Annotated in this window: 17 protein-coding genes; 5 read left to right on the forward strand and 12 right to left on the reverse strand. The window is 44.4% G+C overall.

The genetic code is table 11. The features are described 5' to 3' along the window. The first annotated feature begins 12 nt into the window (after positions 1–12). Positions 13–636, forward strand: a complete 624-nt coding sequence (locus SIB79_RS05410) for a cofactor assembly of complex C subunit B (protein ID WP_063404132.1) — start codon at positions 13–15, stop codon at positions 634–636. On the opposite strand, the gene lptC is transcribed toward SIB79_RS05410, so the two are convergent. After that, the gene (lptC, locus tag SIB79_RS05415; RefSeq protein ID WP_063403995.1) at positions 608–1,792 is read right to left on the reverse strand and encodes an LPS export ABC transporter periplasmic protein LptC; all 1,185 of its coding nucleotides are present in this window, start codon (positions 1,790–1,792) and stop codon (positions 608–610) included. The two genes, SIB79_RS05410 and lptC, sit on opposite strands and share 29 nt — an antisense overlap. Beyond that, positions 1,792–3,336, reverse strand: a complete 1,545-nt coding sequence (gene metG, locus SIB79_RS05420) for a methionine--tRNA ligase (protein ID WP_063403994.1) — start codon at positions 3,334–3,336, stop codon at positions 1,792–1,794. The genes lptC and metG overlap by 1 nt, the downstream gene beginning before the upstream one ends. A 698-nt stretch (positions 3,337–4,034) precedes the next feature. Here metG and SIB79_RS05425 point away from each other — a divergent pair. Next, entirely contained in the window at positions 4,035–5,846 is a 1,812-nt protein-coding gene (locus SIB79_RS05425) for an FAD-dependent oxidoreductase (RefSeq protein WP_063403993.1), read from the forward strand. Positions 5,847–5,888: 42 nt separating this feature from the next. Here SIB79_RS05425 and SIB79_RS05430 read toward each other — a convergent pair whose 3' ends face one another. The 3 genes from SIB79_RS05430 to rpmG are packed head-to-tail and all read right to left on the reverse strand — an operon-like array spanning position 5,889 to position 8,412. Further along, positions 5,889–7,940, reverse strand: coding sequence for a ribonuclease catalytic domain-containing protein (locus tag SIB79_RS05430; RefSeq protein WP_063403992.1), 2,052 nt, complete (start codon positions 7,938–7,940; stop codon positions 5,889–5,891). 11 nt (positions 7,941–7,951) lie between these two features. Then, complete coding sequence (rpsR, locus tag SIB79_RS05435; protein WP_011130118.1) at positions 7,952–8,173, reverse strand: 30S ribosomal protein S18; 222 nt, start codon at positions 8,171–8,173, stop codon at positions 7,952–7,954. A 38-nt stretch (positions 8,174–8,211) separates the two neighbouring features. Then, entirely contained in the window at positions 8,212–8,412 is a 201-nt protein-coding gene (rpmG, locus tag SIB79_RS05440; protein ID WP_011826119.1) for a 50S ribosomal protein L33, read from the reverse strand. 123 nt (positions 8,413–8,535) lie between these two features. Between rpmG and pheT the strand changes: the two genes are divergently transcribed. Beyond that, on the forward strand, positions 8,536–10,983 hold the full coding sequence (gene pheT, locus SIB79_RS05445) for a phenylalanine--tRNA ligase subunit beta (RefSeq protein WP_063403991.1): 2,448 nt from the start codon (positions 8,536–8,538) through the stop codon (positions 10,981–10,983). On the opposite strand, the gene rlmD is transcribed toward pheT, so the two are convergent. From rlmD to SIB79_RS05460, 3 genes are all read right to left on the reverse strand, one after another. Then, positions 10,973–12,370 (reverse strand): 23S rRNA (uracil(1939)-C(5))-methyltransferase RlmD, encoded by a 1,398-nt coding sequence (gene rlmD, locus SIB79_RS05450; RefSeq protein ID WP_063403990.1) that lies wholly within the window; start codon positions 12,368–12,370, stop codon positions 10,973–10,975. The two genes, pheT and rlmD, sit on opposite strands and share 11 nt — an antisense overlap. A 1,241-nt stretch (positions 12,371–13,611) precedes the next feature. Next, positions 13,612–14,685 carry a hypothetical protein gene (locus tag SIB79_RS05455; protein WP_063403989.1) on the reverse strand — a complete coding sequence of 358 codons (1,074 nt, stop codon included), beginning with the start codon at positions 14,683–14,685 and terminating at the stop codon, positions 13,612–13,614. 28 nt (positions 14,686–14,713) lie between these two features. Next, entirely contained in the window at positions 14,714–16,279 is a 1,566-nt protein-coding gene (locus tag SIB79_RS05460; protein WP_236072665.1) for a DUF3370 domain-containing protein, read from the reverse strand. Positions 16,280–16,525: 246 nt separating this feature from the next. Here SIB79_RS05460 and SIB79_RS05465 point away from each other — a divergent pair, with 246 nt between their 5' ends. Further along, the gene (locus SIB79_RS05465; RefSeq protein WP_063403987.1) at positions 16,526–16,711 is read left to right on the forward strand and encodes a hypothetical protein; all 186 of its coding nucleotides are present in this window, start codon (positions 16,526–16,528) and stop codon (positions 16,709–16,711) included. Positions 16,712–16,746: 35 nt separating this feature from the next. Here SIB79_RS05465 and SIB79_RS05470 read toward each other — a convergent pair whose 3' ends face one another. The 3 genes from SIB79_RS05470 to SIB79_RS05480 all read right to left on the reverse strand — a co-directional run bounded on the left by SIB79_RS05470 (position 16,747) and on the right by SIB79_RS05480 (position 18,998). Beyond that, positions 16,747–17,376 (reverse strand): sigma-70 family RNA polymerase sigma factor, encoded by a 630-nt coding sequence (locus SIB79_RS05470; protein ID WP_081215675.1) that lies wholly within the window; start codon positions 17,374–17,376, stop codon positions 16,747–16,749. Positions 17,377–17,461: 85 nt separating this feature from the next. Continuing rightward, positions 17,462–18,307, reverse strand: a complete 846-nt coding sequence (locus tag SIB79_RS05475) for an ATP adenylyltransferase (RefSeq protein ID WP_063403986.1) — start codon at positions 18,305–18,307, stop codon at positions 17,462–17,464. Continuing rightward, on the reverse strand, positions 18,297–18,998 hold the full coding sequence (locus SIB79_RS05480; protein ID WP_236072664.1) for a SpoIID/LytB domain-containing protein: 702 nt from the start codon (positions 18,996–18,998) through the stop codon (positions 18,297–18,299). The genes SIB79_RS05475 and SIB79_RS05480 overlap by 11 nt, the downstream gene beginning before the upstream one ends. A 1,473-nt stretch (positions 18,999–20,471) precedes the next feature. On the opposite strand from SIB79_RS05480, the gene SIB79_RS05485 reads away from it, so the two are divergent. Then, entirely contained in the window at positions 20,472–20,702 is a 231-nt protein-coding gene (locus tag SIB79_RS05485; protein WP_011130108.1) for a hypothetical protein, read from the forward strand. A 96-nt stretch (positions 20,703–20,798) separates the two neighbouring features. On the opposite strand, the gene metH is transcribed toward SIB79_RS05485, so the two are convergent. Further along, on the reverse strand, positions 20,799–24,443 hold the full coding sequence (metH, locus tag SIB79_RS05490; RefSeq protein ID WP_063403985.1) for a methionine synthase: 3,645 nt from the start codon (positions 24,441–24,443) through the stop codon (positions 20,799–20,801). Positions 24,444–24,497 lie beyond the last annotated feature (54 nt).

The following is a 24,497-nucleotide window of genomic DNA, read 5'->3' on the forward strand; positions in this document are numbered from 1 at the left end:
TTGTTTCGTTCGATGCGACCAGTTGCGCTTATTTCCCTGATTGCCGGGCTGTTGACCCTGTCTTTGGCAGTATTTAATGCTTTGACTGTGGACCTTGTTACGCCGAGCTTTCAGCGTGCTGAGGTCCTGGCTGGCGTTGCCGCCGTGGGGTTGATGCTTATGGCAGTGTTATGGACACAAGCGAGCCCGATGGCTCCCAGTAAGCAGATCCTTGAGGGAAATCAGAGATTCGAATTAGTAGATGGATTGAACGATGAGTTACAAAAAGAACTTGCCTGGGGAAGTCATTTATTACTTACAGCAACCCCAGCGGCAGTGATCCTAGTGTATTGGAATAATCAGGTTCTTTTACGTCGAGGAATAAGTGGTAATGGTAAATTCGTTCCAGGTGAGATCTGTAGACAGGCTAGAGATCGAGACGAATTGATTTCATTAGTTAACACATCATTGTTTCCTGGGAGAATCGAATTTAATCCAATTGTTGAGAACTTGCCTGCTGTTATGGTCTATCCATTAGCATCTAATGGTTGGGTTGTTCTGGGGGGATGTTCCGAGCGATGTTTTAGTCGTTCAGATGAACTCTGGTTGATTGGATGGTCGCAACGTCTTAGAACTGAATTGGAGGAGAGGACTTAGAGGAAAGGATCGATTTTTCCTTGCCTCCTTCAATTGTTAGTTGTGATCTCACTTTAGAATCAGATGACGAGAAAGACACTGTTCCTTTATCTCCAATTCGTCCTTTTAGTTTATCACTTCGAGTAATATGATTATTTGCCTCTCGCTTTAAGATTACATCGCCAATTGCCTGAACCTCCTCCGTGCTCCAATTCCAAATACATTTTTCAGCCTTGAGTTGTTCGCCAGGTTGACTAAGTTCACACTTCTGAGGAATTTCTACTTCTGTACGGGCAAGATCAATTTTGAAACTGTTTCCGCGATAGGTTGATCTTTCCTGTGTTGCGGTGAATGGTTGATTGCTTTCAATCTTTTCGCTATTGAATTTCCAACGCGTTGTCTGTGCAAGTAAACTTGCTTTTTGTTCTGGAATCGTTAGTGTAACAGGCGTGATTAGATCGAGGTAACCCTTTTTAGTGTTTCCTTGCAAGCTTGTGGCTGTAAGTTGCTGTGGAATATCACTTTTATTTACAATTCGGTGGCCAAGGATTGGGCCCATAGCATTAAGTGTGCCGCTGTCTAAATTCCAACGGCCATTGCGTCCGCGGATCACAATGGAGGGTTCATGATTGTCATTGCGTTGTTTTTTCCAACGTTCAAATTTTGTTGGACCTTTAAATACTATTTCTTGGGTTAACTGTTGAAACAATACTGTCTTGGCACTAATTCTTGAAAGATTATCAAGAGCTTGGGGTCGTTGCTCAATCACCATCTTCGATTCATTAGGTGTCCAACGCAAACGATCACCAGTGATCAACACTTTTTCTCCTTTAAGCTGCTGAACCTTTACATTTCCTTCTAGCAGCACTGTCTCACCATCTTTTAAAACTGTGGCGGCCTGAGCACTAACTTCAAATGATGGTTTGTTTTCTTTGTACAGAACACCCTCTGGGTTGCGAGCCCTTACAACTCTGCTACCTAATTCATAGCGCGCTAAGGGGCTGTTTAGGTCCCAGTCTCGTGATCCATCAGCTTGCTTGTGGCGAAGTTCTAGAGATTTAAATACGAAAGGAACTGATGATTTCTTCTTTGGTGATGGGGATTCCTGACATCCCACCATAGTTAAGATCAGCAGCAGACTGCCAAGATGACGTAATGGTAGAAGGTTGAATCTCATTAGAGGGAAGAAGAGAGTTCTAGTCTTTGCATTACGGGTTGAGATGGTGGCAATAAAGCTCCACTTTGCAATTGTCCCCAAGCTAAACCTTTAGACCAATCGTTGCCATCAATACTTAGTCCCAATTGGTTGAGCAAGCGTTCGCTTAGAGAAGGTACAAGAGGATTAATTAATAGTCCTACAAGTCGGCATGCCTCCAAAACTGAGTAAAGATCATCAGCCACTTCGGCTTCATTACCAGGCGTCTTCATTCGACTCCAAGGTGCAGTTTCATTGAGGTAGACGTTGGCTGCAATAGCCAATTTAAGGATCGCCTCAGCTGCATCATGAAAAGCCATGGATGGCATTGATTGACGTACGATGGTAATTGTTGTTTCAGCAGTTGTCACTAAGGGATGAGCGTAATCTATTTCATTGCGATGTGAAGGGACAGATCCTTCAAACCATTTTCTTGCCATAGTCGAAGTTCTGTTCAGCAGATTTCCGATTGTATTTGCCAAGTCGTTATTAACTAAATCCATAAATCTTTTCTGCTGAAAGTCACCATCATGACCGAACTGGATGTCACGCAATAAATACCATCGAACAGCATCTTCACCACACACTTCTAGCAGTTTCTCTGGATCAAGAACATTTCCTAGTGATTTACCCATCTTTTGACCTTCACGAGTGAGAAAGCCGTGGCCAAAAACTTGTTTTGGCAAGGGTAAGCCAGCTGAGATCAGCATTGCGGGCCAGTAGACTGCATGAAAACGGAGGATATCCTTGCCAATTAAATGTACTGATGCAGGCCATCCGCACTCCTCAAGACGTTCTATTCGAACCTGGCCACCATCATCTAAAAGAGCACTCAAATAGCCTACAAGCGCATCAAACCAGACATAAAAAGTGTGTTTTGGATAACCAGGTACTGGTAGGCCCCAATCAACATCAACTCTTGAAATTGAAAAATCCCTAAGACCCTGAGCTACAAAATTCTGTATTTCATTGCGGCGCATGACTGGCCAGATGAAATCCGGCTGCGAAATGAGATCTTCGATTTGTGATTGGAAACGAGAGAGTTTGAAAAAAAGATTCTCCTCATCCCTCCATTCAAGAGGCTTCTGGTGAATAGGGCAACATGGTGACTGGGCTTGTGGAGGTTCGTCCTTGTATTCTTCACAACCGACGCAATACCACCCCTGCTGCCGACCAAGATATACATCGCCGGAGGTCTCGACACGGTGAAAAAAAGCCTCTACTAGTAACTGATGGCGTTGGCTGGTTGTACGAATGAAGCGATCATTTGAAATACCCCAACGAGACCATAGATTTTGATAACTCCTTGTGATCTGATCACAATGTTGTTGGGGGCTGATGTTATTGACTTCTGCTGTGCGTTGAATCTTCTGGCCGTGTTCATCGACACCTGTAACAAACATCACCTGCTTACCTTCTAGTCTCTGGAAACGAGCCAGTGCATCACTGGCCATGGTTGTGTACAGGCTGCCTAGATGGGGCTTGTCATTGACGTAGTAAAGAGGGGTCGTAATGGTATAGGTCATCATTGTGGGGAGTTTCTGCTGCTGCGCAGAGCGGCCGGATCCTAACCAGACAACTCATTTCAGCTTATTGATCGTCTGCCGTCATCTCTCAGACCAAGCCTTGCCTTCCTAGCGTTGTGTTTATAACCAGTTAGAGCAAGCCGACGGAAATTTTGCCCCCCTCAATCCTCAACGACTTGCTGAAAACCTAGCTGAGATGCAGCCGGTAGCACCCCTTGACTGGGTTTCTCAAGTAGCACACGATACAAAAAAACTCCTCAAGCACTTTGCGGCGGCAACGATTTAGTCCGCAGAGATTCTGCCTACAACGATTGTGGGAGCCAAACGTAGATATGGCCATATCAGAACAGATGAACTGACTATGGTTAAGGTTTTGGCAGCAGCGCTTGAGATTCAGATGTTCTCACTCTTGGCCTGATGAAAGTGATCAAGACCTTCGACCTTGAGCTTCCATCTGGCACTGGCTTGATAATTTGATCCTGATGACCCTCTTTTTTCCAAATTCATCGTGCACATGAGAGTGGGGCAATGTTCTTTTGAGAGTGACAGCAAAATGTTTGGCTGGAGATTTTTCTTATTTCGACGATGATCAAGTCAAATCCCCTCTATGAACAATTTGTTGCGCCTCGCCAGCGTTGTCTAAGCAACCTTTGTCATGAAGCTGAATTGCTTTCTGGCAAAGATGATTATGTTTTGGGATGACAGTGTCTGCGAACAAAATTTTTTCCACTACGCAGGTGCCCTTGGTGGTCTGGGGTGGAGGCACAGGAGGCGTCGCCTCAGCCGTGCAAGCTGCTCGACAAGGAATTAGAACTCTGCTGTTAACACCAGACGCGTGGCTTGGTGGAATGATCAGTGCAGCTGGCGTTTCGGCTCCAGACGGCCATGAACTCAGTTGCTGGCAGACAGGCTTGTGGGGGGCCTTCCTTCAAGACATCGCCAAAGTTGAACAGGATGGCCTGGATCAGAACTGGGTGAGTTGCTTTGGTTTTAATCCCGCTCGCGCAGAAGTGGTTTTGCGGAGCTGGGTTGTAGATCTCCCCAATCTCGAATGGTGGTATGACGTTCAGCTCAAATCACTGTTACGTGAGGGAGATCGCCTTGTCTTGCTTGAGCTGGAGCTTGAAGGGCGACAACATCAACTGCGCTTCGACTTATTCATTGATGGAAGTGATTTAGGCGACAGCTTTTCCCTCGCAGACATTTCTCACCGTTGGGGTTGGGAATCACAAGAACTCTGGAATGAGCCAAGCGCCCCTTCGGCAAAACAATTGAATTCCGATCCATTCTTTGCCAGCCAGCCTGTTCAATCCCCTACTTGGGTTGTGATGGGTCAACTCGATCAACATGCACAATCACCTTCATCACCAGGGTGCTTGCCTCGACCATTCGAAGCTGCAACTAAGGCGTTTGGTTTTGAGCGCACCGTTACCTATGGCCGCCTTCCAGGCGGTTTAGTAATGCTCAACTGGCCCCTTCATGGAAACGACTGGCATAAAGGCTTGGAGCGTATTCGCAGCTCAGACGTCAAAATTAAAAACCAGCTTGCTGTAGAAATGCAGCTTTATAGCTTGTCATTCCTACAGGCTCTTCAAACAGTTAGTGAGGGTTGGCTTAAGCCTGGCAAGGTGTTTCCAGGGATCAATCAAAGCCTGGCATTGATGCCCTACTGGCGTGAAGGGCGACGCCTTAAAGGTCAATACACATTAGTGGAAGGAGATCTTCTGCCATTAGCCTCTGGAGCAGCCAGAGGACCAATCCCTTTAGATAAACAGGGACGTTGCACCAGTATTGCTGTAGGGACTTACGCTAATGATCATCATTATCCTGGTAAAGATTGGCCGTTAGCCTCAAAAAGTTGTAGATGGGGTGGGAGATGGACAGGTACTCCATTCTGCATTCCTTACGGGGCTCTACTTAGTAGCGAAGTGGAGAATATTCTGATAGCTGATAAGGCCTTTAGTGTGAGTCATATAGCTAATGGTGCAACTCGATTACAGCCAATGATTTTCAATCTTGGCCAGGCTGCTGGAATGGCAGCAGCTATAGCCTTGAAAAAGAGGCTTCAACCAGCAGAAGTTGATATTTCAGAAATACAGCATGAACTATTGCATGATATTTATGCCCCAGCAGCTATTGTTCCGATTTGGGATTGGCCGGCATGGCATCCTCACTGGCGTAATGCTCAGAAATTTGTTTTGGCGCAACCAGATTGCCTCAGCAACCATAGCGTGATTGAAGGCTTTAATCTTAAAGCAAATGTAGGAGACATGCCACTGCCAGATCAAACACCACTCAATAAACATGTGAAAAAGTTTTCAGGTTGCCTTCGTGTTCATTCTGATCAGACATTCTCTCTAGACACCAAGTCTAAATCATGGCGATTAATAACACTGGAGCCGGCATTAAAGCGGTGGCTAGAATCATGTGAAGACCAGCAGAATGTAAACTTTCTAGCAGTTGCTAATCCATGGGGACCATGGCTGAGGTTGATTCGAGTTTTAGATTAATAACTGCTTTTGGTAGTTGGTTTGTTTCTATGATTTGAGAAGTTACTTGGCGACCAGCTCAATCTGATCAGTCAATGGATCAATAACAAGAACTCTCATGATCAATGCAAGACCTGGACTAGGGTCGATCAAACCATGGATCTTGCAGGCAAGATCCATAGCCAAGCATTCCACATGCACAAGTGCAATCTGATCTTGAGGCCTCAACCAGCGCAGAAATAGGGCAGGCCATTGTTCATGGCGATGTTTTAAAAACCACACCTTTTGCCAGTGTCGCTGGTCTTCGCGTTGAATTTGCTGTGCTTGGTGAAGAGGGTCTTCAAGTACATCCAACTGCTCCATGAGAGCGTGCTCGCTTAATGGAACTGAGCCTCCTAAGTGAGCCACCACCTGTCGATGGGCAAGTAAATCTGCATAGCGACGGATCGGCGAACTGGCTTGTACGTAGGCAGAGAGGCCAAGACTGAAATGGGCCATCGGACGAGTACCAAGGACACCTCGGCTAAGGCAACGCTTGATCGCAGCATGTCTTACAGGTCCTTCAATCAACTGTGATAAGTCAGTTGCACTGGGTAGTTGAGTCGGAGGTTGGCTGCGATAGGGCAGAGCAATGTTTTGACGCTTTCCAAATTCAGCAATAACAGTACCCATCAGAATCATGGCTTCGCTGACTAGCCGTCTGGCTGGACTTGACTCAACAACATGAAGTTCAGGCTGATCATCCTTGACTTTGAATCGCCCTTCAGATTGTTCAAGCAGCAGTGCACCTTGTCGCTCACGCCATAATTGGCGTTTTGTGAGCAGGCTTGCGAGTGTTGAAAGATCTTCATCACCAGGAGGCGCAAGCTCTATCAATTCATCCCCATCTTCATAAGTGAGCCGATAGCAAGGGCGAATCCAAGTACGACAAACACGAGTGTCGGCAATACAGCCTGATTCGTCTAGAACCACAGCAACACTCAACGCTGCACAGCGACGGCCAGCTCTAAGACTGAGAACGTCTGCTGCAACACTCAATGGCAGCATTGGTCTTAGGCCATCAGCCAAGTAGAGACTAGTTGCTCTTGAACGAGCCTCAAGATCTAAGGGACTGTCCACAGGAATAAGTCTTGCCGGATCGGCGATATGGATCCAAATCCAGTTATCTTGATCAACACACTGCAAAGAGATTGCATCATCAATTTCCTGAGTTTGATGATCGTCGAGGGTGTAGGTCCTTAAATCACTCAAATCAATACGATTATAATCGCTTGCGAAAGATAGTTGCTCAAACTTGTTGAGTAATTGGTCCGCTTGAGCTTGTACATTCCCTTCAAAAGATTTTGTCCAGATACTGCCTTTGAGAGTTGTTAGATCGTGTGGATCGCGCCAGCCTTTCTTGATCAACCAATAACGGAGGTCGCTCAGCGATCTACGCAATTTTAAATCTTTAATCAGCTGAAGAGCTTGTTCATCTGCCAAAAAAGCATCCTCTGGACCGTCAGCCAGTTCGATTAAACGGTTGATAGTTAACTGAAGATCCGAGGTTAAATCCTGCCACTGATCTTTGCTCAGAGGTGAATCTGCTATCAGTAATGCGAGAGACTCTAGGCGTTGCTGCGCTCGAGATTGTTGCTTACGGCGCAGCTGGCGGATGCGGCGTAGGTCAATAAGTTGACGTGCTTCAACCATGTGGTCACGTCGAACTCGAAATAAAGGTTGGTCGCTATTAAGCCAAAACCACAATGCTGCGAGATGGATAGGATCATCATTAGTAAGTAGTAAATCAGCTAGTTCTGTAATTTTGAGTGCTGTTGGTGAAGTCTTACTTTTACGCCTTTCGCCTTCGAGCAATCGCCAACCAGCAATTAAATCGCGTGAATTAAGACTAAGTTTGCGAACTTCACTGATGGTGGGTAGAGATGTCTCCACCTCTACCATGTTGTGATTATGCTTGAGAACGCACAGCTCTCGACTGGCTAGCTGTTGTTCTCGCCGTGTTCCTGCAACTCTTAGGATTGCTCGGCTGCCCTTCAGTGAAGTTAGCAGTCCAATTTGTGGTTGACCTTTTAAAATAAAGCCAACTAAATCACCTTGCTTTAGAGAAGGTGTCAAAGCTGTTGCAATCAGCCTTCTGGATTAACAAATGGTAAAAGTGCAATAATACGTGCACGTTTTACAGCATTAGTGAGGTCACGTTGTTGCTTGGAAGTTAGACCTGTAAGGCGTCTAGGCAGGATCTTGCCACGGTCAGTAATGAACTTCTTGAGAAGATCAACATCCTTGTAGTCGATGGGATCGCCTGGCTTAATTGGCGAAAGACGCTTTTTAAAAAAGGAACTGGACATGATTTAAGAACGCTGGGATGCTTTTCGAAACTGCAAAGTCATTTGATCTCCTTGTGAGTTGTTGACTTGTTGCAGTAACGGCAGAATTTCTTGATTTCCAGCCGTTCGGTGGTGTTTCGACGGTTCTTTTCAGTGGTGTATCGGGACACCCCGTGAGACCGCTTGTCGATGGCGGGATTGGACCGGCATTCGTTGCACTCAAGAGTGATCACGATCCGGACGCCCTTGTTTTTGGCCATAAAGGACGTTGCGCCGCAGATGCGAAGCGTAGTGAAGAACTAAGATCCTACAGGGCAGCCTCACATGACTTGACGCCGTCGTTCACTTGCTTCGTAAGATCTTTGGCTGCATCTAGCTGATCCATGCGGGTTCCTCTCTCCTGGCTGCAGGATCTAGTACAGCTGAATGAGAGCGTCGAGATCCTCGCCGAAGGCCTATCGATGGCTGGATTTGAGGTTGAGGCTATTGATGATTTAGCTAGTCGTGCACAAGGCGTGGTCGTTGGGTTGGTTAAAGACCATCAACCCCACCCCAATGCCGATAAACTCAGTGTCTGTCAGGTGGATGTCGGGTCGGGCGAAGGTCTTCAGATCGTCTGTGGGGCTCCAAATGTTCGGCTTGGTATACACGTACCTGTTGCCATGGTTGGAGCAACCCTGCCTGCTGTCGGAATCAAGATCAAGGCCAGTGAGCTTCGGGGGGTTCCAAGTCAAGGAATGATCTGCTCACTAGCGGAATTAGGGCTGGAATCAAATGGTGATGGAATAGCCATCCTTGAAGAGATCGCTGAAAACGTTCCAGACCTCGGCCAGCCTGTAGGCCCTCTGCTCGGACTCGATGACACAGTGCTTGATTTGGCAATCACAGCCAATCGCCCCGATGGAATGTCGATGGTTGGTATCGCAAGGGAAGTTGCTGCTTTAACAGGCGCAAGCCTGCAGCTTCCGCAACTTGATATGGCCCCAATCCATAAGTCTTTTGAGCCTGATTCCACCAGCTCTGCGTCCATGCTTAAGGGTGGTCTTTATGGCTTAACCGCCTTAGAGAATGTGGATGGTGAATTAACTTCTCCAGCCTGGTTAAAGCAACGCTTGGAGCGTTCAGGATGCAAATCAGTGAATGGTGTCGTCGATATTACAAATCTGGTGATGTTGGAGCAAGGTCAGCCATTGCATGCTTTTGATATTGATGCTCTTGAAATGATCACAGGTCTAACAGTTTCCGCAGAATCTTTTGGCCTTCGACAAGCAAGAAATAATGAACTTTTTAATGGCCTAGATGGACATCAACTTGAACTTAACGAAAATTGCCAGATCGTCACCTGCCATGACATTCCAATAGCGCTTGCGGGTGTTATGGGTAGTGCTGAAAGCGGTGTGTCTGCCAAGACAAGGCGAGTATGGCTGGAATCCGCAATGTTTACCCCAACGGCCGTGAGAACTACGTGCCGAGCTATTGGCTTAAGGACCGATGCAAGCAGTCGCTTTGAGAAAGGCTTGCCTGTTGAAATGACTTTGGCATCAGCCCGTCGAGCTGTGACACTAATGGAGGAACATTTAGGTATTAAATCAAATGGATGTTGGGTATATGGTGAGGCCCCAAAATCAGCTGAGCCTGTAAAACTTCGCCGCGAAGCTATCCATCGCTTACTCGGACCAATAGCTGATGAGAATGACAACAGGTACCTAGAAGACGACATTATCGAGACTTCGCTGCTCGCTCTCGGATGTGAGTTGTCTCCTTATAACGAAGGGTGGTTGGTCATAGTTCCACCATCACGACGTAGAGATCTCTCGCGAGAGGTTGATTTGATCGAAGAAGTATCTCGCCTTGTTGGCTTTGATCGTTTTGAGGCCAACCTGCCAGTTCCGCTTGAACCTGGTGGGCTAACGACTGCTCAAACAGCTGTACGCCTATTGAGGCAGATGTTGTGCGGAGCAGGATTGCAGGAAGTCACGACCTTGTCGTTAGTGGGTGCTGATAGTGATGAACCACAACGAATTGCAATTAGCAACCCTTTATTGGCTGAGACCAGCCACCTGCGTACCAATCTTTGGGAGGAGCATCTACGAATTTGCCAACGCAACCTCCAGTCATCGCAGCCTGGTTGTTGGTTATATGAAATAGGCAATGTCTATACAGTCACTGACGAGCTCATCAACCAACGCGCTGTTCTTGGTGGCGTGATCTGTGCAGAGCGAAGGTTTGAACGATGGAGTACAAGCGGCAAGATCAAGTCAATGACATATCACCAGGCACGTGGTCAGCTTTCCCAAGTCTTTCAAGGGTTGAAGTTGGACATTAACGACCGTCCACTCAAGGACAATCCTTCACTTCATCCTGGGCGGTCTGCAGAGTTATATGTCGAAGGCAAACTGCTCGGGGATTTTGGGCAGCTTCATCCAGCACTATCGGAAAGTCTTGATCTACCTGAAGCAACCTATCTATTCGCTTTAGACTTGCAGTGCATCATCCAAGCTGCGACACGATCTAATCGATGGAACCCTACCTTCCGACCATTCCCGACAGTTCCAGCAATGGAACTTGATTTAGCTGTGATCGTTTCAAAGGAATGTAGGTGTTCAGATTTGATCCAGGCGATCAGAAAAGCTGGTAAACCGCTTCTAGAGCATGTAGAGCTGATTGATCGTTTTGAGGGTGGACAGCTTGATCCTTACTCTTGCAGTCAAGCGTTCAGGTTGCGCTATCGGAGTAAAGACAGGACTCTTAGTGAAGACAAGGTCAACCCGATTCACGAGAAGGTACGTCAAGCACTTGTAAAGCAGTTTTCTGCAGAGCTTAGGAGCTAATACGAATTAACAGTGCCAGACATTCGATATGCATTGTTTGTGGAAAGAAATCAATGGGTTGTAATTCATCAATCTGATAGGGTCCATTTGGTACGATCAATTGCTTGAGGTCACGAGCTAATGTGGCAGGATCACAACTAAGATATGCCACTCTTTCAGGTTGAATTGAAAGGATTGTTTTAATCACCATTTGATCTAAACCTTTACGCGGTGGATCTAGCACTAACACATCATTATGTTGAAGTTTCTTGGCCAATAATAAGGCAACATCACCGCATAAAAACGAAACATTATCAAGACTATTCCGTAGGGCATTTTTATTTGCTTGAGCAATAGATTCTGCATGAAGTTCAAGACCTATTACATGATATCCAGTTGCAGCAATGGGGAGAGAAATTGTGCCAATTCCACAATATGCGTCAATTATATTGATGTCGAGCGAAGCAGTGGATAGCCATTCAATCAATTTTGAGACAATCCGTTCTGCCTGAAAAGTGTTTACTTGAAAAAATGTTGTGGTTGAAATCAATAAGGAGAGATTGTAAAAAAGCTCCTCAATTTCAAGATCACCAGCAAGCAATATAGTTTCTTGACCAAGAACAAGATTGTTCCTCTGTCGTTGAATATTTAAAGTTATTCCTCTTACTTCCGGCCACCGACTGTACCATTCCTTGGCTTGTTGATGGAGGCCAGAGAGTTGAGTGGTACTACTTACCAGTGTGATCAGAACTTGTCTTGTTTTTTGGCCAATACGAATGCCTAGATGCCGGAGTCCTTCGCCAGAAGATAGGTCAGAATCTGCAGGCCAATTCTGCTGTTGAAGATCATCCTTGATCGAGGCCAGATATTGATCGATTCCTCGATCCAAAACCGGACATCGATTGAGATCAATAATTTGGTGACTGCCGCGTCGGTAATAACCCATATGTAACTGTCCTTCACTATTACGATATAGAGGAATTAATGCTCTATTTCGATACCCGAGAGCTCTATTATAATCAGTCATGATTGGTTCCATCATATGATCTAGTTGACCTAAACGTAGAAGTATTTCCCGCAGATGACCTTGCTTTAATAAAGTTTGTCCATGATCACTAAGATGCTGTATGGAGCAACCTCCACATTCCTTAGCGATTTTGCATGGGGGCGGTCTGCGACTTGAAACTGTCTCAATTGTTTGAACCTTGCGGGCTAAAAACTGGTTTCGATGGCGCCTTACAAACTCTATTTGTGCACGTTCACCAGGTAGAAGGTCATTGACTATCACAACCCAATTGTTCCATCGTGCCAGACCATTACCATGACGATCTAAATCTAAGCATGTGATCTCAACCTTATCACCTGGGGAAGGTATTAATGTCAAACTTGAGTCTGTAGAGCTAGTCATAGCAAGTCTTCCTATTTATTAGGCATAGCAATAAAGTCAATACTGTCTGTAAATAAATCATAAGTATCCAAATATGTGGTACTGGGTTTGGTAAATATAATCTTAGTCAGATCCAGGAGCCTTTCAAGTGCTCGGATGTAAATTCATTATAGATTGCTTAGAGTGAGCGCCATGATTATGTGTCTGAACACCAATTAATAAATTCAACCGAAACGAAGGTGGAATATTCAGGAGAAGATCCTCAAGTCTTATTTTTGATAATCAATTGCAAAAAACTGACACTTCACAACGAAGAGTTTTGTTTAGACAGGACTATGGCATTGAAATAGTGGATTTCATAAGCACTATTCACGATTTCAATTGAGATTTTGCTTTTTGAGCATATCGCCACTTGCTGGATAATTGGGGCAAAACATTGTGGATCGGGCCTGGCATCCTATTCAATAGGGCAAGCAAGCCTGATGACGCGTTGAATATATCTAACAATTTACACTATCACCTTCGACTCTAAAGTCTTAGATAAGACTCGCGTATAGTCTTATAATAAGTCCACAAAAGGAGAGATGATCCATTCGTAGTGTCTTACGCGTATATTATGCGACTCTTTCCTAGTCTCATTTCAAGACCTATATGATCAGAAAGAGGCATAGTGTCGTGCCCCCCGCCCCCGCTATTGCGCGACCGTTGCATGGTTGGCTTCCTTCCCCCCTCCGCCCCACCACACATACCCCCATGGGCGGGAGTGCAATACAAGAAATCCTGAGTACCTGTGTAAAATGCAGTTACGCAGGCTTACAAAGCCTCTGATAGCAAGCTTTTGTGAAGGGTAGTACTGTATTGGACGCTGCATGGACCGATAAACAAGTTCACCTTGAGCACAAGTAAACCGGGTTTTTCCAATAAACTCGTCGGACCGTTCGAGTATTAGCGAATATTGAATCTGAGAATATTATTTTTTTCACTGATAACAACAGCAACAACTCATCCCTTCTCTACTTGATCTTGCATGAGTCTTATTGGTAGTCTCGCTGTAAGTCTTTAAATAAATATATGAGAGTTGATGGCTCATGGCTTAGCCGCAGCTGATTGGCAGATGGAATTTTTCCCTATAGAGATATTTCAGCCCATTTTTTGTATTCGTTGTTTGAAGTTGGCTTAACCACAAAAGATTCTCCAAGTCTATCTACTATATATTTACATGGTCTCGCAATTAGACTAATATTGGGTCACAGAGTAGACTATTAAGACTGACTGGGTTTCTCTCGGTAGAGCTCTTTAAGCAATTGATATGCTTCATTTAGCCTTCTCATTGCCTCTGTTGAACCTCCAGCGTCCGGATGGATGGTTATCGCCTGAAATTTGTAGGCCTCTCGAATGGTAGAAAGTGTCATTGGTGTACCAGCATGCGATGGAAGCTTGAGTAGTTTGAGTGCTCCATGAAGTGTCATTGTTGATTCAAGTGTTTGGAACGAGGTGACCTGACGACTTCGTTTAAAGCGATTGACAAATCTGCGGATTAGTGTGGGCATTCTCTCTGAAAGGCTTTTGCAGGCAAACGGATCCTCCAAAATCCCAGCAACCACCATCACAAGCTCAAAGGTCGCCGGTTTAACCTGCCAACTTGAACAGAGTTCTGTCATCAGACGATTTGCTGCACTCCATGTGAACGGCCTTCCATCAGTGCCATCGACATGAAGCCATATGTCCCTTGCTAACCAGATCATTGCAGCTTCAACAACTGTCTCCCCTGGGGGATTTCCATAAAGTGATATCCAGTGTCGATTTGCGGCATTAAGACTTTCAATCACATCAGTCTCAGCAACTGTTGTAACTAAGGGCAAGTCCCTCGAATTTTCACCTGATTTGTTTTTGCCAAGACTTTCTCTAAGACTATCCGTTTGTTTACGCACAAAGCCTGGTAAATCAATCCCAACTGAATGTGTTGTCTTAACTTCATAACTACTTTCTACTTTGTTTCCCTCTGGCTTTACGCCAGGTCTACCTCTATCATTCGAACCCTGCCCTATTAAAACCAGTGCTTTTGTCTCATCGTATTCGGTAGGTAATGATCTAGACAATGACCCACTATCATCATTTTCGAATTGGGCTTGCTCATTTATTTGATCTTGTTCTCCACACTGTTGATCATCTTGATCATTCTCTTGAGGGGTAAAAAGTTCTTCAAGTAAACGTACTAATAGATCCCCTCTAGCTCTTAACCCCCATTCCCTTTTAAGTTCATCAAGTCTTGCGATTAGATGAGTTGGTAGTTCAACGGTAATCCGTCGCCTCGAATTGTCTTCGGACGCTTTCACTTGAATCCGATCAACTGTTGGAAGCCTATTAGTTTTGCAGTTGATGCAACCATTGCTGTTGTGCCTTTATGGCTTCGTTGTAGTGTTTTCTAAGGCTCGAATTGACTCTTTGCGGATTGATAATTGCTGATGGCATAGTATTATTTGTACTAGGACTGGAAATGAGTATTGGTGGCATGTTGACCGGAGAATTGTGACCAATGGATTCCTTCGTTAGTAGTTGCTTTTTGTTTGTGCTCAATTTGTAATTGTCTTGATGTCTTTGTTTCATCGAATTCCTGTTCATCTCAACAACCTTTGTCTTCACTATACGCTTTGGAGTTAATGGTTTGGCAATATAATTATTACTTGCTGTCACAGGCTGCTTTACTTTCTTTACCTTTCCTTCTTTTTGCATAGCCTGAGTATACTGTGCAACTGGAACAACACTTAGCAGATGCCCCGGTGTATTGTCTGCAGGATAGACTAAACTAATAGTAATAGGATTATCCTTATTTGCTGTCAACTCTAGGTCAGATATAGGAAGACTCTGTCCTGAGCGTAGTCCTACATGAACTTCTTTGTATTTATTCTCAGTCTTGATTCCGATTGAACCACGAAATGCCGTGAATGGTTTCTTTTTTTCTGTTGCTGCAGGGTGGCTTAAAACTAATTGATGAGTGCCTGAGCCTTTTAGATTAAGGGTGATATCAAAACGTACCCCGTAAGTGCCTACATTATTTACGGCAGAATCAATCATGCGAGTTTCCAGTCGGTTGACCTGGATCTCTTTTGTGCCAAAATGATGTTTGCGAGTACTGGTAAGAGGTACATGAAGAGCACCATGTTTAAGGTCATGATTTATTTTAGCGGTATAGTGATCACCAATTGCTACTCCTGCTACACGCGAAAAAACCTTGCCCGTTTCAATTTCACTGATTCTATTGAGATAAGTACGTCCGGGCGCCAATCGCCTTGAATTAAGAATAGCGATCAGATTCTGTTCTGATGTGGCCCCTTCTGCTGCAACTACAGCTAATTGAAAAGGTCCGTTGCTAGTCCCACTAAGCAGTCCGTTGGCAATCCCTCTTGCAGGTATTTGTGTTGTGAATACAATTTTTTTAGTGTGAGGTGGAATGACAATATTATCTGCTAATTTTCTGTCCAATTTACCTCGCAGCATCTGTACAGCTGTTGCATCCCCCGGACCTGTATTCCAGGGACGAGGTCCCAGGGGCTTCACACCCATAAGTTTATTCGAATGATATGGAGCCTCAAAACTATTTTTAACTGAACCTCGATCAAATTTAAGTTCAATTGATGAATCTGTTGGATTGTGTGCTATTGCTGCAACAGTAAGCAATCCACGTTTTCTGATGTTGCCAAGTTTACGTCTGTCGCGAGGATAATACTTATGATGAATGTGAATCCCGAACTTGCCGTCAAAGGTAAATTGTGCATTTCTTAATTGTTGCCCTGTACGGACGACTACTGCTGAGCCCGGAGCTGTATTAACAAGTATTCCTGAACCAACAACCGTTTCCGGCTGGTTGGAGTGGAGAACGGGAACTTTATTAAAGCTTCCATTGAGAGGACGTGCTGACTGTCCAGCCATTAAGGGCACGTATGACCATGATGGTTTTGCGAAACCAATCTCACAGGCAAGAGTCGAGAGACTTAATGAGACTAGTAATGAGATCTTCTGTGACACCTTTAAGCCGGAGGGATTTGTTACGTTGAGCAGCGAGCGCCTAGAGCAACTCGTCAATTCAAACCTAGTCACACCAGCCAACACCGCAAAGAAAGAAATTTCGCACTCTTGGCAGAATTTCGCGAAGATTCACCCAACTGTAGGAACGGCATGTTCTCTCCCTTTTGCATCAGCTCAAATGTTGACTCGGCAGACCGTCGCCGTCACTATCAGAACAGGAAGCTTGAAATGCTTCTTTTCCTGCGTGATGGTCTAGAGCGTCGCCTGTCTGCAGTGAAAGCAGCTATAGAGACCTTGGAGCAACAGATCCAGAGGGATCAAAATCCTGCTTCCTGAGAGGGGAATCAGCGTCAGGAGACAACTCAGAGCAATCAACAGCCAGCCAGCCGAAGCGCTCGCTTCACACGTCTTTGTACGGTCATACAGCTGATCCCCAGGTAACTGGCTGTACTGCGAAGGCTTTCTCCTCTTAGTACTACGTGATCAACCACCGCAGACTCTTGGCAATCGAGCTTCTCTAGAGCATTCATAAGCATTCGTTTCCGTTCCCTGTTGACCAGTTCACTCCACTGATCTTTATCAGCTGTTATGAATTGATGATCGAGAGGGTACCAGCGTCCTTTCTGCTTGTAGCTCTCTATGGCTGTTCTATCGACTGCACTGAGCTTTTCAAAAAAACTGGCTCTGTCGATCAAGGTTGAATCTCTGAGAAGTGCCTGAGCTCGCTCCTCAACTCGTCTAGGTAATTTAACAGGTCCTACACTATCCCTGAGGTAGTGAAGGATGGCACCACGTATATGCGGTTTTGCAAAGGCGGAAAATGGTACTGACTTACTGGTTTGAAAGAATTGTGCGGCTCGGATAAGGCCTAACATTCCGACCTGAGTGAGGTCCTCTTTGTCCTGTCCAGTACGAAAAGCGTAGTGGAGTGCTATTGGCCTAACGAGTTGCAGATGTTCTTCGATCTGCTTATTTCGACGTTTGAGTTTGTCATTCATCATTTGAACCGGAAGTAAAAAGCGGTCGTTTAGCGATCGCCTGTCCCTCTAGAGATCCATGTAATTGCCCTGAAGCACAACCGTAGAATCACTGAATCGTCTTGACCACGCCTTCTAGCAAGGCCTCAGGCCCATGATGATTAAGCCAGTCCAGATCAGATGTTTCTGTGGCTAGAAGGTAACCGGCAAATCCAAGTGCATTAATGCTGAAGCCTGCAATTCCCTCTCGGCTTCGAAGTATCAGTGCCATCCATTCCTTCGTGAGCAGCAAATTGTATGGTTGTCTTGGATGTTGATTCTCTGCCGGATTACCAAGTCCAATCTTTTCGCCAAGCGTTAGATAAGCTTGATAATGAATTTGAGCATCATGATTCTGTGCTCTAGCTGTTGCAGCACAGCATTGAGTAAGTTGACAGCTTTCCCTGGGTGAGGAGTTTACTAATGATTGAAACCATTCCTGTCGAGGACAACTGCGATCGGCGTCGCATCGTCTTAGCAATTGCAAGTGTCTGTGAGGTTGACTAGCTCCAGCCGTTGGAGAACTATTAAAAAACCAAAGCCCCTTGGTGTCCTGATCAACACTTAGCAGTGCCTCCCAGTCATCACAACTAAGCCAACCATGCTGAGGGGCCCATTCACGTGTGATCAACAACATGTGTCCCTTTTGAACCGGATATTTATTGAGAATTAGCAGATGTCTCATGCCAATTTGACTAACCTCCAAGCTTGGGTCCCAAGGTAAAAAAGGGTTAGGTTTTGGACCTCTGGCTAGGAGATGAGATGGCGGGTGGCCTTTTAGCTTGCGCAGTTCAAAGGGTTCTCCTTTTCGTGCTCGAATTCTTGTGAGCTCGGTGCTGAGAGGTACCAGTGCACCATTTAGTTGTGCTGCAGTGCTGCGTTCAAGCGCCTGATCCCAGTAATGCTCAATTGCCACGGCTTTGTAGTTTGGCTAAGGAAGCACCTGTGTAATACCTAGCAAGAATTTCATTGAACTTCAAACCACTCAGTGCCAATTTCTGGGCCCCATGCTGGCTCATGCTCGCTCCTAGGTGGCCATGAGCTTGTAAAGTGATGTCTACCGTTGACGCATAAAGGCTTTCAACAATTCCTCCCTTGTAGCGAAGAACAATTCCCTTGGTGGCTTGAGTTGCTTGCGTAGAGCGTGATGTTTGGCTTGATATCCCTCGGTATGCCTGCCAACGGGTGGTGTCACCCAGATGGAAATCCTTGTTCGCAGGTCTTGCGATATGGGCAAGCGCATAAGAACGTGCAGCAACCGCCTGACCTTTAAGAGCCTCCATATTCCAAAGACTGGGCATTTCAGCACCAACAACAGAAGCGACATAATCCTCAAGCGAGAGTTGGTTAACCGCAATCCAGCCATTGCTCCGGTTAACTAAATAAACTTTAGATCTATAAGGCTGATTGTTGACTAGGATGCACATACTGGTGGTGGCAAAACATTTGATATCAGCAATCTGAGAATTCTTTATCTTCAACATATTATTTAGAGTATGCTCGTTAATAAGCCTGCCAGAGGGAAGTTTACAAAACCCTGAATCCTTTATTTTTATTTGTATTGGTGGTTTTTGGCTAATCAGACCAACTTTTAACTCTAAAGACAAGCAATCAACATCCTTAGAAGAGAGAAGTGCAGAATAGGTTGTTGTTTGCGAAGAATCGTTCTTCGAATTTTTTGAAAGTGATTTTCTTCTTTTATGGCTTGCATACCCTCCAGAAAGAGCTTCATAAGTTGATTTCTTGCTGTTCTTTGATGGAAACCATGAATTGAGATTAGAATGATATTAATGACAGCCACGATGAGACCACAAGATAGTATGGCTTTTGAAAAATTCAGAAGATTATGACCTTGATGTTTCACGGAAAATTTAAAATCCTAGAATTTGCCCTGATTGGTACATTAAAAATAAATTAATAAGATCACTTTTGCAGTTGAATGCGCAACTGTCAATCCTTTAACAGTTTGATTCCATGAATTGCAAATCCAACATTAAACACAGCCTATAGATTGTATTGAAAATTCCATAAAACTTAGAATTGGAGAAATCTGCCAATAATGTAGTGATATTCAAATTAACTGCAAATCAATTCTTTTCCTTTGCGAATGATAGCAAAATCTAGCTATTTTAGAGATGGTTTTATAATAAGATCAGAATCTATTTTTCGAAAAGCATCTGACTATACGAATGCTTTGTTAGATCCACTTAATAATTACAATAGACCGGATGTTTGAAATCTTTCACGAGCGTCTAGTCTGGTATTCCTTAAAGCCAAATAAACTATAGCCGTAATACAACCTCTTTTGATTAGGGACCATTACATATATCTATAATTTATAAATAAAAATAATTTTTTGTATCTAACATTATGGTAGGCCTATGCCTGGTGGATATCGGTAAATGTTTAGAGTAATTCATAAGCTGGGCAATTGTCAGTGCCTTTATTGAATATCTCTGCAAAGAAAAACTTTGCCTATGCAGTGCTTGCCTAGTAAATCTTTTTATTTCTGAAAGCCTTTTGAAGTATTTAGTACAGCACTTAAATTGATTGAAAGCCAATGCTGCATCCAAAAGCCAGATAGAAATTGATTATTTACAGATATTTTTCCGGTTACTGAGACGTGCTTAAACCAATCATTCAGCAAATGGTCAGAACCATGGTGATCAACGATGAGGCCAATGGTCATCGATGCGCCGCCAACGCCTTCACAAGCGTGTCAGTAGGCCTCAATGGGGAATTTGCCGCAACCCCCCTTGAATAGCCTCCCTAGAGGCTCCCAGGGCCAATCTTGCTTAATGGCTATGAGGTGTTGCAGGGAGGTCGGAAGCGCAGCTAAAGCAACAAAAGCCAAAAATGCGTCTTGATCCGATGTGACCAAGCTTCACCAAAGATTCCTTGGCAAACACAGTAAGAAAGACCGCATTGCCTTGCAGATCAATTGCTATCACTGACTTTATAGAGCCAAGGCTCCTCTGTTTGAGCATAGGAGTCTGCCGAAGTAGTGGCACATTTTTCTTCGAGATGGTTGACGGATGACGGGGGGCAGGCGTTAAAGGTCAATCAGATATGCCTCCTCAATGGATTGGGAGTTCACAGAAGACGCCGCCTTCCTTGCTCTTTGCGATGCCTTTCGCGAAAGTGGTGAATCGTCGGCTATCGAGTTCCTCGCTAATGGGGAAGGTGCTTTTCACTTCCATGAACTGACCCAAAACGCTGCAGGCGAAGGACTTGACCTCAGCGACTCAGGCTCTCTAGACGATTTTCAACAGGAAGTGATCGATACAATGGAGGCGCTTTGCCAGGATTAGACCAGGCAAAAAGCTCACTTCTCATGGGATATATGATTGTCGTGAAATTGAAAAGCAAAATTCTTTTTTCAAATCGCTGAATAAAGGCTTTGCAATTTAGGCACTGAAATATCTAGCCTTACTGTGAAGAGTAACCAGAGCCGTTGTGCTCTGCTCAGGGTGTAGTTGATCATTTGGATCCATTGTCAAACCGATTAAGTCGGCTTTTAACCACTTCAATTGTTGGCGAGAATCGCCAACGTTTGGGCAGGCAGGGTAGCCGAATGAAAAGCGACTACCTCTGTAGCGCTGTGCAAGTACATCTTGCAAAGTTTTAGGCTCATCTGATTTAAATCCACACTCACAACGTATTCGAGAATGCGTCCATTCGGCGAGAGCCTCAGCCAGTTGAACTGCAAGTCCATGAAAAAAGAGATAGTCAGTATATGCATCTGATTCAAATAACTTCTGCGCAAAAATACTCGCATTCTCACCCATTGTTACTGCTTGCATAGGTAAAATATCCTTAGGCAAGCCGCCTTCAAGGTCTCTATAGAAATCAGCAATACAATATCTATTACCACCTTTTTGGCGTGGAAGATTAAACTTGCCAAGCAGACTATGGTCTTCATTATTGAAAACTAAAAGATCATTATCTTTCCGACCACATGGGAAATATCCATATGCGAGTCCAGGATGTAAAAGTGACTCGTTACGAATTCTATGGAGCCAATGCTGCAATATTGGTTCTATTTCATCATTAATATACTGATCATATTGCTCGCGAGATTGATCCTTTCTCTTGCGTATTTGCCATTGCCCTGAAAATAAAGCGTTTCGGTCTAGATATAGAATGATCTCGTCAAGAGGAATTGCGTCTAATTTCAGATGTTTTGAACCAAGGAATGGAGGAGTAACTGCGTCTTCTTGGTGGACTTTTTCAGAACGATTAGTATTAACTACTAAATTAATATCTTGGATGTTCTTTTGGTTTTCCTCTTGAGGATCTTCGTCATTGTTTGAGTGAGGTGAATCAGGTTCAGTAGATTGTCCTCCTAGTGTCAACCCATCAGGAGTGCCGTCAAGAAACCCTCTACAATCATCCCAACGATCATTAGAAAGTGCCTTGACATAGGCGTCCATAAACCTTAGATCTGTAAATGCATCCTTGCCATAAATTAGCTTCCCTTTATAGACTTCGCTGCAATCGTGGTTTACAAATCTAGGGGTCAGAGCTGCACCACCTAATATCACTGGAACGGTAATACCAGAATCATTAAATTCCTGAAGATTACTCTTCATGAATGCTGTTGATTTTACCAGTAGTCCACTCATAGCAATACAATCTGCCTGGTGTGTCATTTGAGCATTTATAATTGAAGCCGCGTCCTGTTTAATCCCTAAGTTAATCACCTCATAGCCATTATTTGTTAAAATAATATCAACTAGATTCTTGCCAATATCATGTACATCGCCTTTTACTGTAGCAATTAGGAATTTTGCTTTAGATGATTTATCTCCTGCTGATTTTTCCATATACGGTTCAAGGTAAGCAACGGCTGCCTTCATCGTTTGAGCCGATTGAAGAACAAAAGGAAGTTGCATTTTTCCTGAACCGAAAAGCTCTCCAACAACCTTCATTCCATCCAGAAGAAATGTATTGACAAGTTGTAGAGGCTTGTAAGATTCCAAACCTTCATCGAGGGCTTCATTCAGGCCAATTCTCTCTCCATCAATAATGTGTTGCTTGAGTCGATCTTCAACAGGCAAATCAGCCAATGAAGGCCCTGAAGCACGCGCTTCCTTAGTGCTAACCCCCTCAAATAGACTCGTTAGCTCTGTTAAAGGATCGTAGGTACAGATCTCATTTTCAAAACGTCTATGGTCATTTATTAAGTCACGACATATCTTTTGTTGTTCATCACTTACTTTATTGAGAGGTAGAATTTTTGCAGGTGAAACTATAGCTGCATCCATTCCAGCATCAGTACAGTCATGAAGAAATACCGAGTTGAGAGTAATTCTGGCAGCTGGAGATAATCCGAAGCTTACATTAGAGACACCTAGAACAACATGTACTGCCTCTAGCTCATCACGAATAACTCGTATTGCTTCTATTGTCTCAAGGCCATTTCGCCTATCCTCTTCGATACCAGTTGAAATTGGCAGAGCAAGTGGATCATAGAATATTTCATGAGCAGGTATGCCATATTCAGTTGCATCACGATAAGCTCGTTTTGCAATCGCGACCTTTTGCATCGCTGTTCTTGCCATACCATTCTCATCGATTGTGCCAATGACTAATCCAGCACCATATTTTTTCGCTAGATCTAAAACCTTGAAGAAACGTTCCTCTCCATCCTCGTAGTTTGTGGAATTAAGTATACATTTACCACCTGCAACCTTTAGCCCTGCCTCCATTTTCTGCCATTCTGTTGAATCGAGCATCAATGGAAGATTAATGTTAGTTACGAGTCGGCTAACAAGTTGATTCATATCTTTCTCACCATCACGCCCAACGTAGTCGACATTAACATCAAGAACATGAGAATTCTCTTTAAGCTGCCCTCGTGCAAGACCAACAAGACCATCCCAGTCTTCACTATTCAATAGCTCTCTAACTTTCTTTGAACCACTTGCATTTAGACGTTCACCAATGATCAAAAATGAATTGTCTTGGTGATAGGGAGTAATTCCATAAATTGAAGCAGCTGATGGTTCATACCCGAAGAGTTGGCGTTGCTGTTCGTTTTCACCTTGTCGACATGGCCTTTGAGCAGCACGCATCTCTTTTGCAAGTTCTGCTAATGCAGAAGTGTGTTCTGGAGTTGTACCGCAGCATCCCCCTATGACTTGAACACCAAGATCCTCAACAAAATGCATGAGTTGCATTTTTAGTTCCAGTGGCTTTAATCTGTAATGAGCAACCCCGCCAATATTTTCTGGTAGACCTGCATTGGGGATGCAACTAATTGTAAAAGGTGAGTGTTCTGACAGATAGCGTATATGTTCCTTCATTTGTTCAGGACCAGTAGCACAATTAAGACCAAGAATATCAATAGGGAATGGTTCTAGAATTGTCACAACAGAAGCGATGTCTGACCCCAAAAGCATCGTTCCTGTGGTTTCCATTGTCACTGAAACCATGATAGGGCGACGTTCATTAGCTTTTAAGAATGCAGATTCTATTCCTTGCAAAGCGGCCTTGATTTGTAGGACGTCCTGGCAAGTCTCAACAATAAAAAGGTCAACGTCTCCTGCTAATAGTCCCTCTGCTTGTTCTTGGAAGGAGTCACGCATCGTGTCAAATGCGATGTGTCCAAGTGTGGGCAACTTTGTTGTTGGTCCGATGGATCCTGCGACAAAACGAGGTTGATCTTTTGTGCTGTATTGAACTGCCATTGATTTTGCTAACCGTGCAGCTTGTCTATTCAGTTCAAAGGCCTGGCCTTCTAATCCATATTCCGCAAGAACAATGGAAGCAGCACCAAAGGAATTTGTCTCAATGACATCGCAACCTGATTCAAGGAATTGGCGATGCACCTCCTTCACTGCGTCTGGTCGAGTAACGACAAGATTCTCATTACATCCTTCTAGTAATGCACCACCAAAATCATCAGCACTGAGATTCTGTTTTTGCAGGGATGTACCCGTGGCACCATCAAATACAAGAACTGGACGTTCTGACGAGTGGAGGCGTGCCAAAAAAGCTGATTCTGGTCTGGTGATATCCAATGGTCCTGCTGTCATCCTGTCTCTCATGCTTTGATGCGATCCTAGATAGCCCCTTACTGATAGATCGGTTGCTCTTCTCAA

It is taken from the genome of Prochlorococcus sp. MIT 1342 (assembly GCF_047304495.1).
GTDB classification, from domain to species: Bacteria; Cyanobacteriota; Cyanobacteriia; order PCC-6307; family Cyanobiaceae; genus Prochlorococcus; species Prochlorococcus marinus_D.

What these genes read in the sequence shown, in the direction of transcription:
- SIB79_RS05410 (WP_063404132.1), top strand. Translation starts at nt 13, where the DNA reads ATGCGACCAGTTGCGCTTATTTCCCTGATTGCCGGGCTGTTGACCCTG.
- lptC (WP_063403995.1), bottom strand. Translation starts at nt 1,792, where the DNA reads ATGAGATTCAACCTTCTACCATTACGTCATCTTGGCAGTCTGCTGCTG.
- metG (WP_063403994.1), bottom strand. Translation starts at nt 3,336, where the DNA reads ATGACCTATACCATTACGACCCCTCTTTACTACGTCAATGACAAGCCC.
- SIB79_RS05425 (WP_063403993.1), top strand. Translation starts at nt 4,035, where the DNA reads ATGACAGTGTCTGCGAACAAAATTTTTTCCACTACGCAGGTGCCCTTG.
- rpsR (WP_011130118.1), bottom strand. Translation starts at nt 8,173, where the DNA reads ATGTCCAGTTCCTTTTTTAAAAAGCGTCTTTCGCCAATTAAGCCAGGC.
- rpmG (WP_011826119.1), bottom strand. Translation starts at nt 8,412, where the DNA reads ATGGCCAAAAACAAGGGCGTCCGGATCGTGATCACTCTTGAGTGCAAC.
- pheT (WP_063403991.1), top strand. Translation starts at nt 8,536, where the DNA reads ATGCGGGTTCCTCTCTCCTGGCTGCAGGATCTAGTACAGCTGAATGAG.
- rlmD (WP_063403990.1), bottom strand. Translation starts at nt 12,370, where the DNA reads ATGACTAGCTCTACAGACTCAAGTTTGACATTAATACCTTCCCCAGGT.
- SIB79_RS05460 (WP_236072665.1), bottom strand. Translation starts at nt 16,279, where the DNA reads ATGGCTGGACAGTCAGCACGTCCTCTCAATGGAAGCTTTAATAAAGTT.
- SIB79_RS05465 (WP_063403987.1), top strand. Translation starts at nt 16,526, where the DNA reads ATGTTCTCTCCCTTTTGCATCAGCTCAAATGTTGACTCGGCAGACCGT.
- SIB79_RS05470 (WP_081215675.1), bottom strand. Translation starts at nt 17,376, where the DNA reads ATGATGAATGACAAACTCAAACGTCGAAATAAGCAGATCGAAGAACAT.
- SIB79_RS05485 (WP_011130108.1), top strand. Translation starts at nt 20,472, where the DNA reads ATGGATTGGGAGTTCACAGAAGACGCCGCCTTCCTTGCTCTTTGCGAT.
- metH (WP_063403985.1), bottom strand. Translation starts at nt 24,443, where the DNA reads ATGAGAGACAGGATGACAGCAGGACCATTGGATATCACCAGACCAGAA.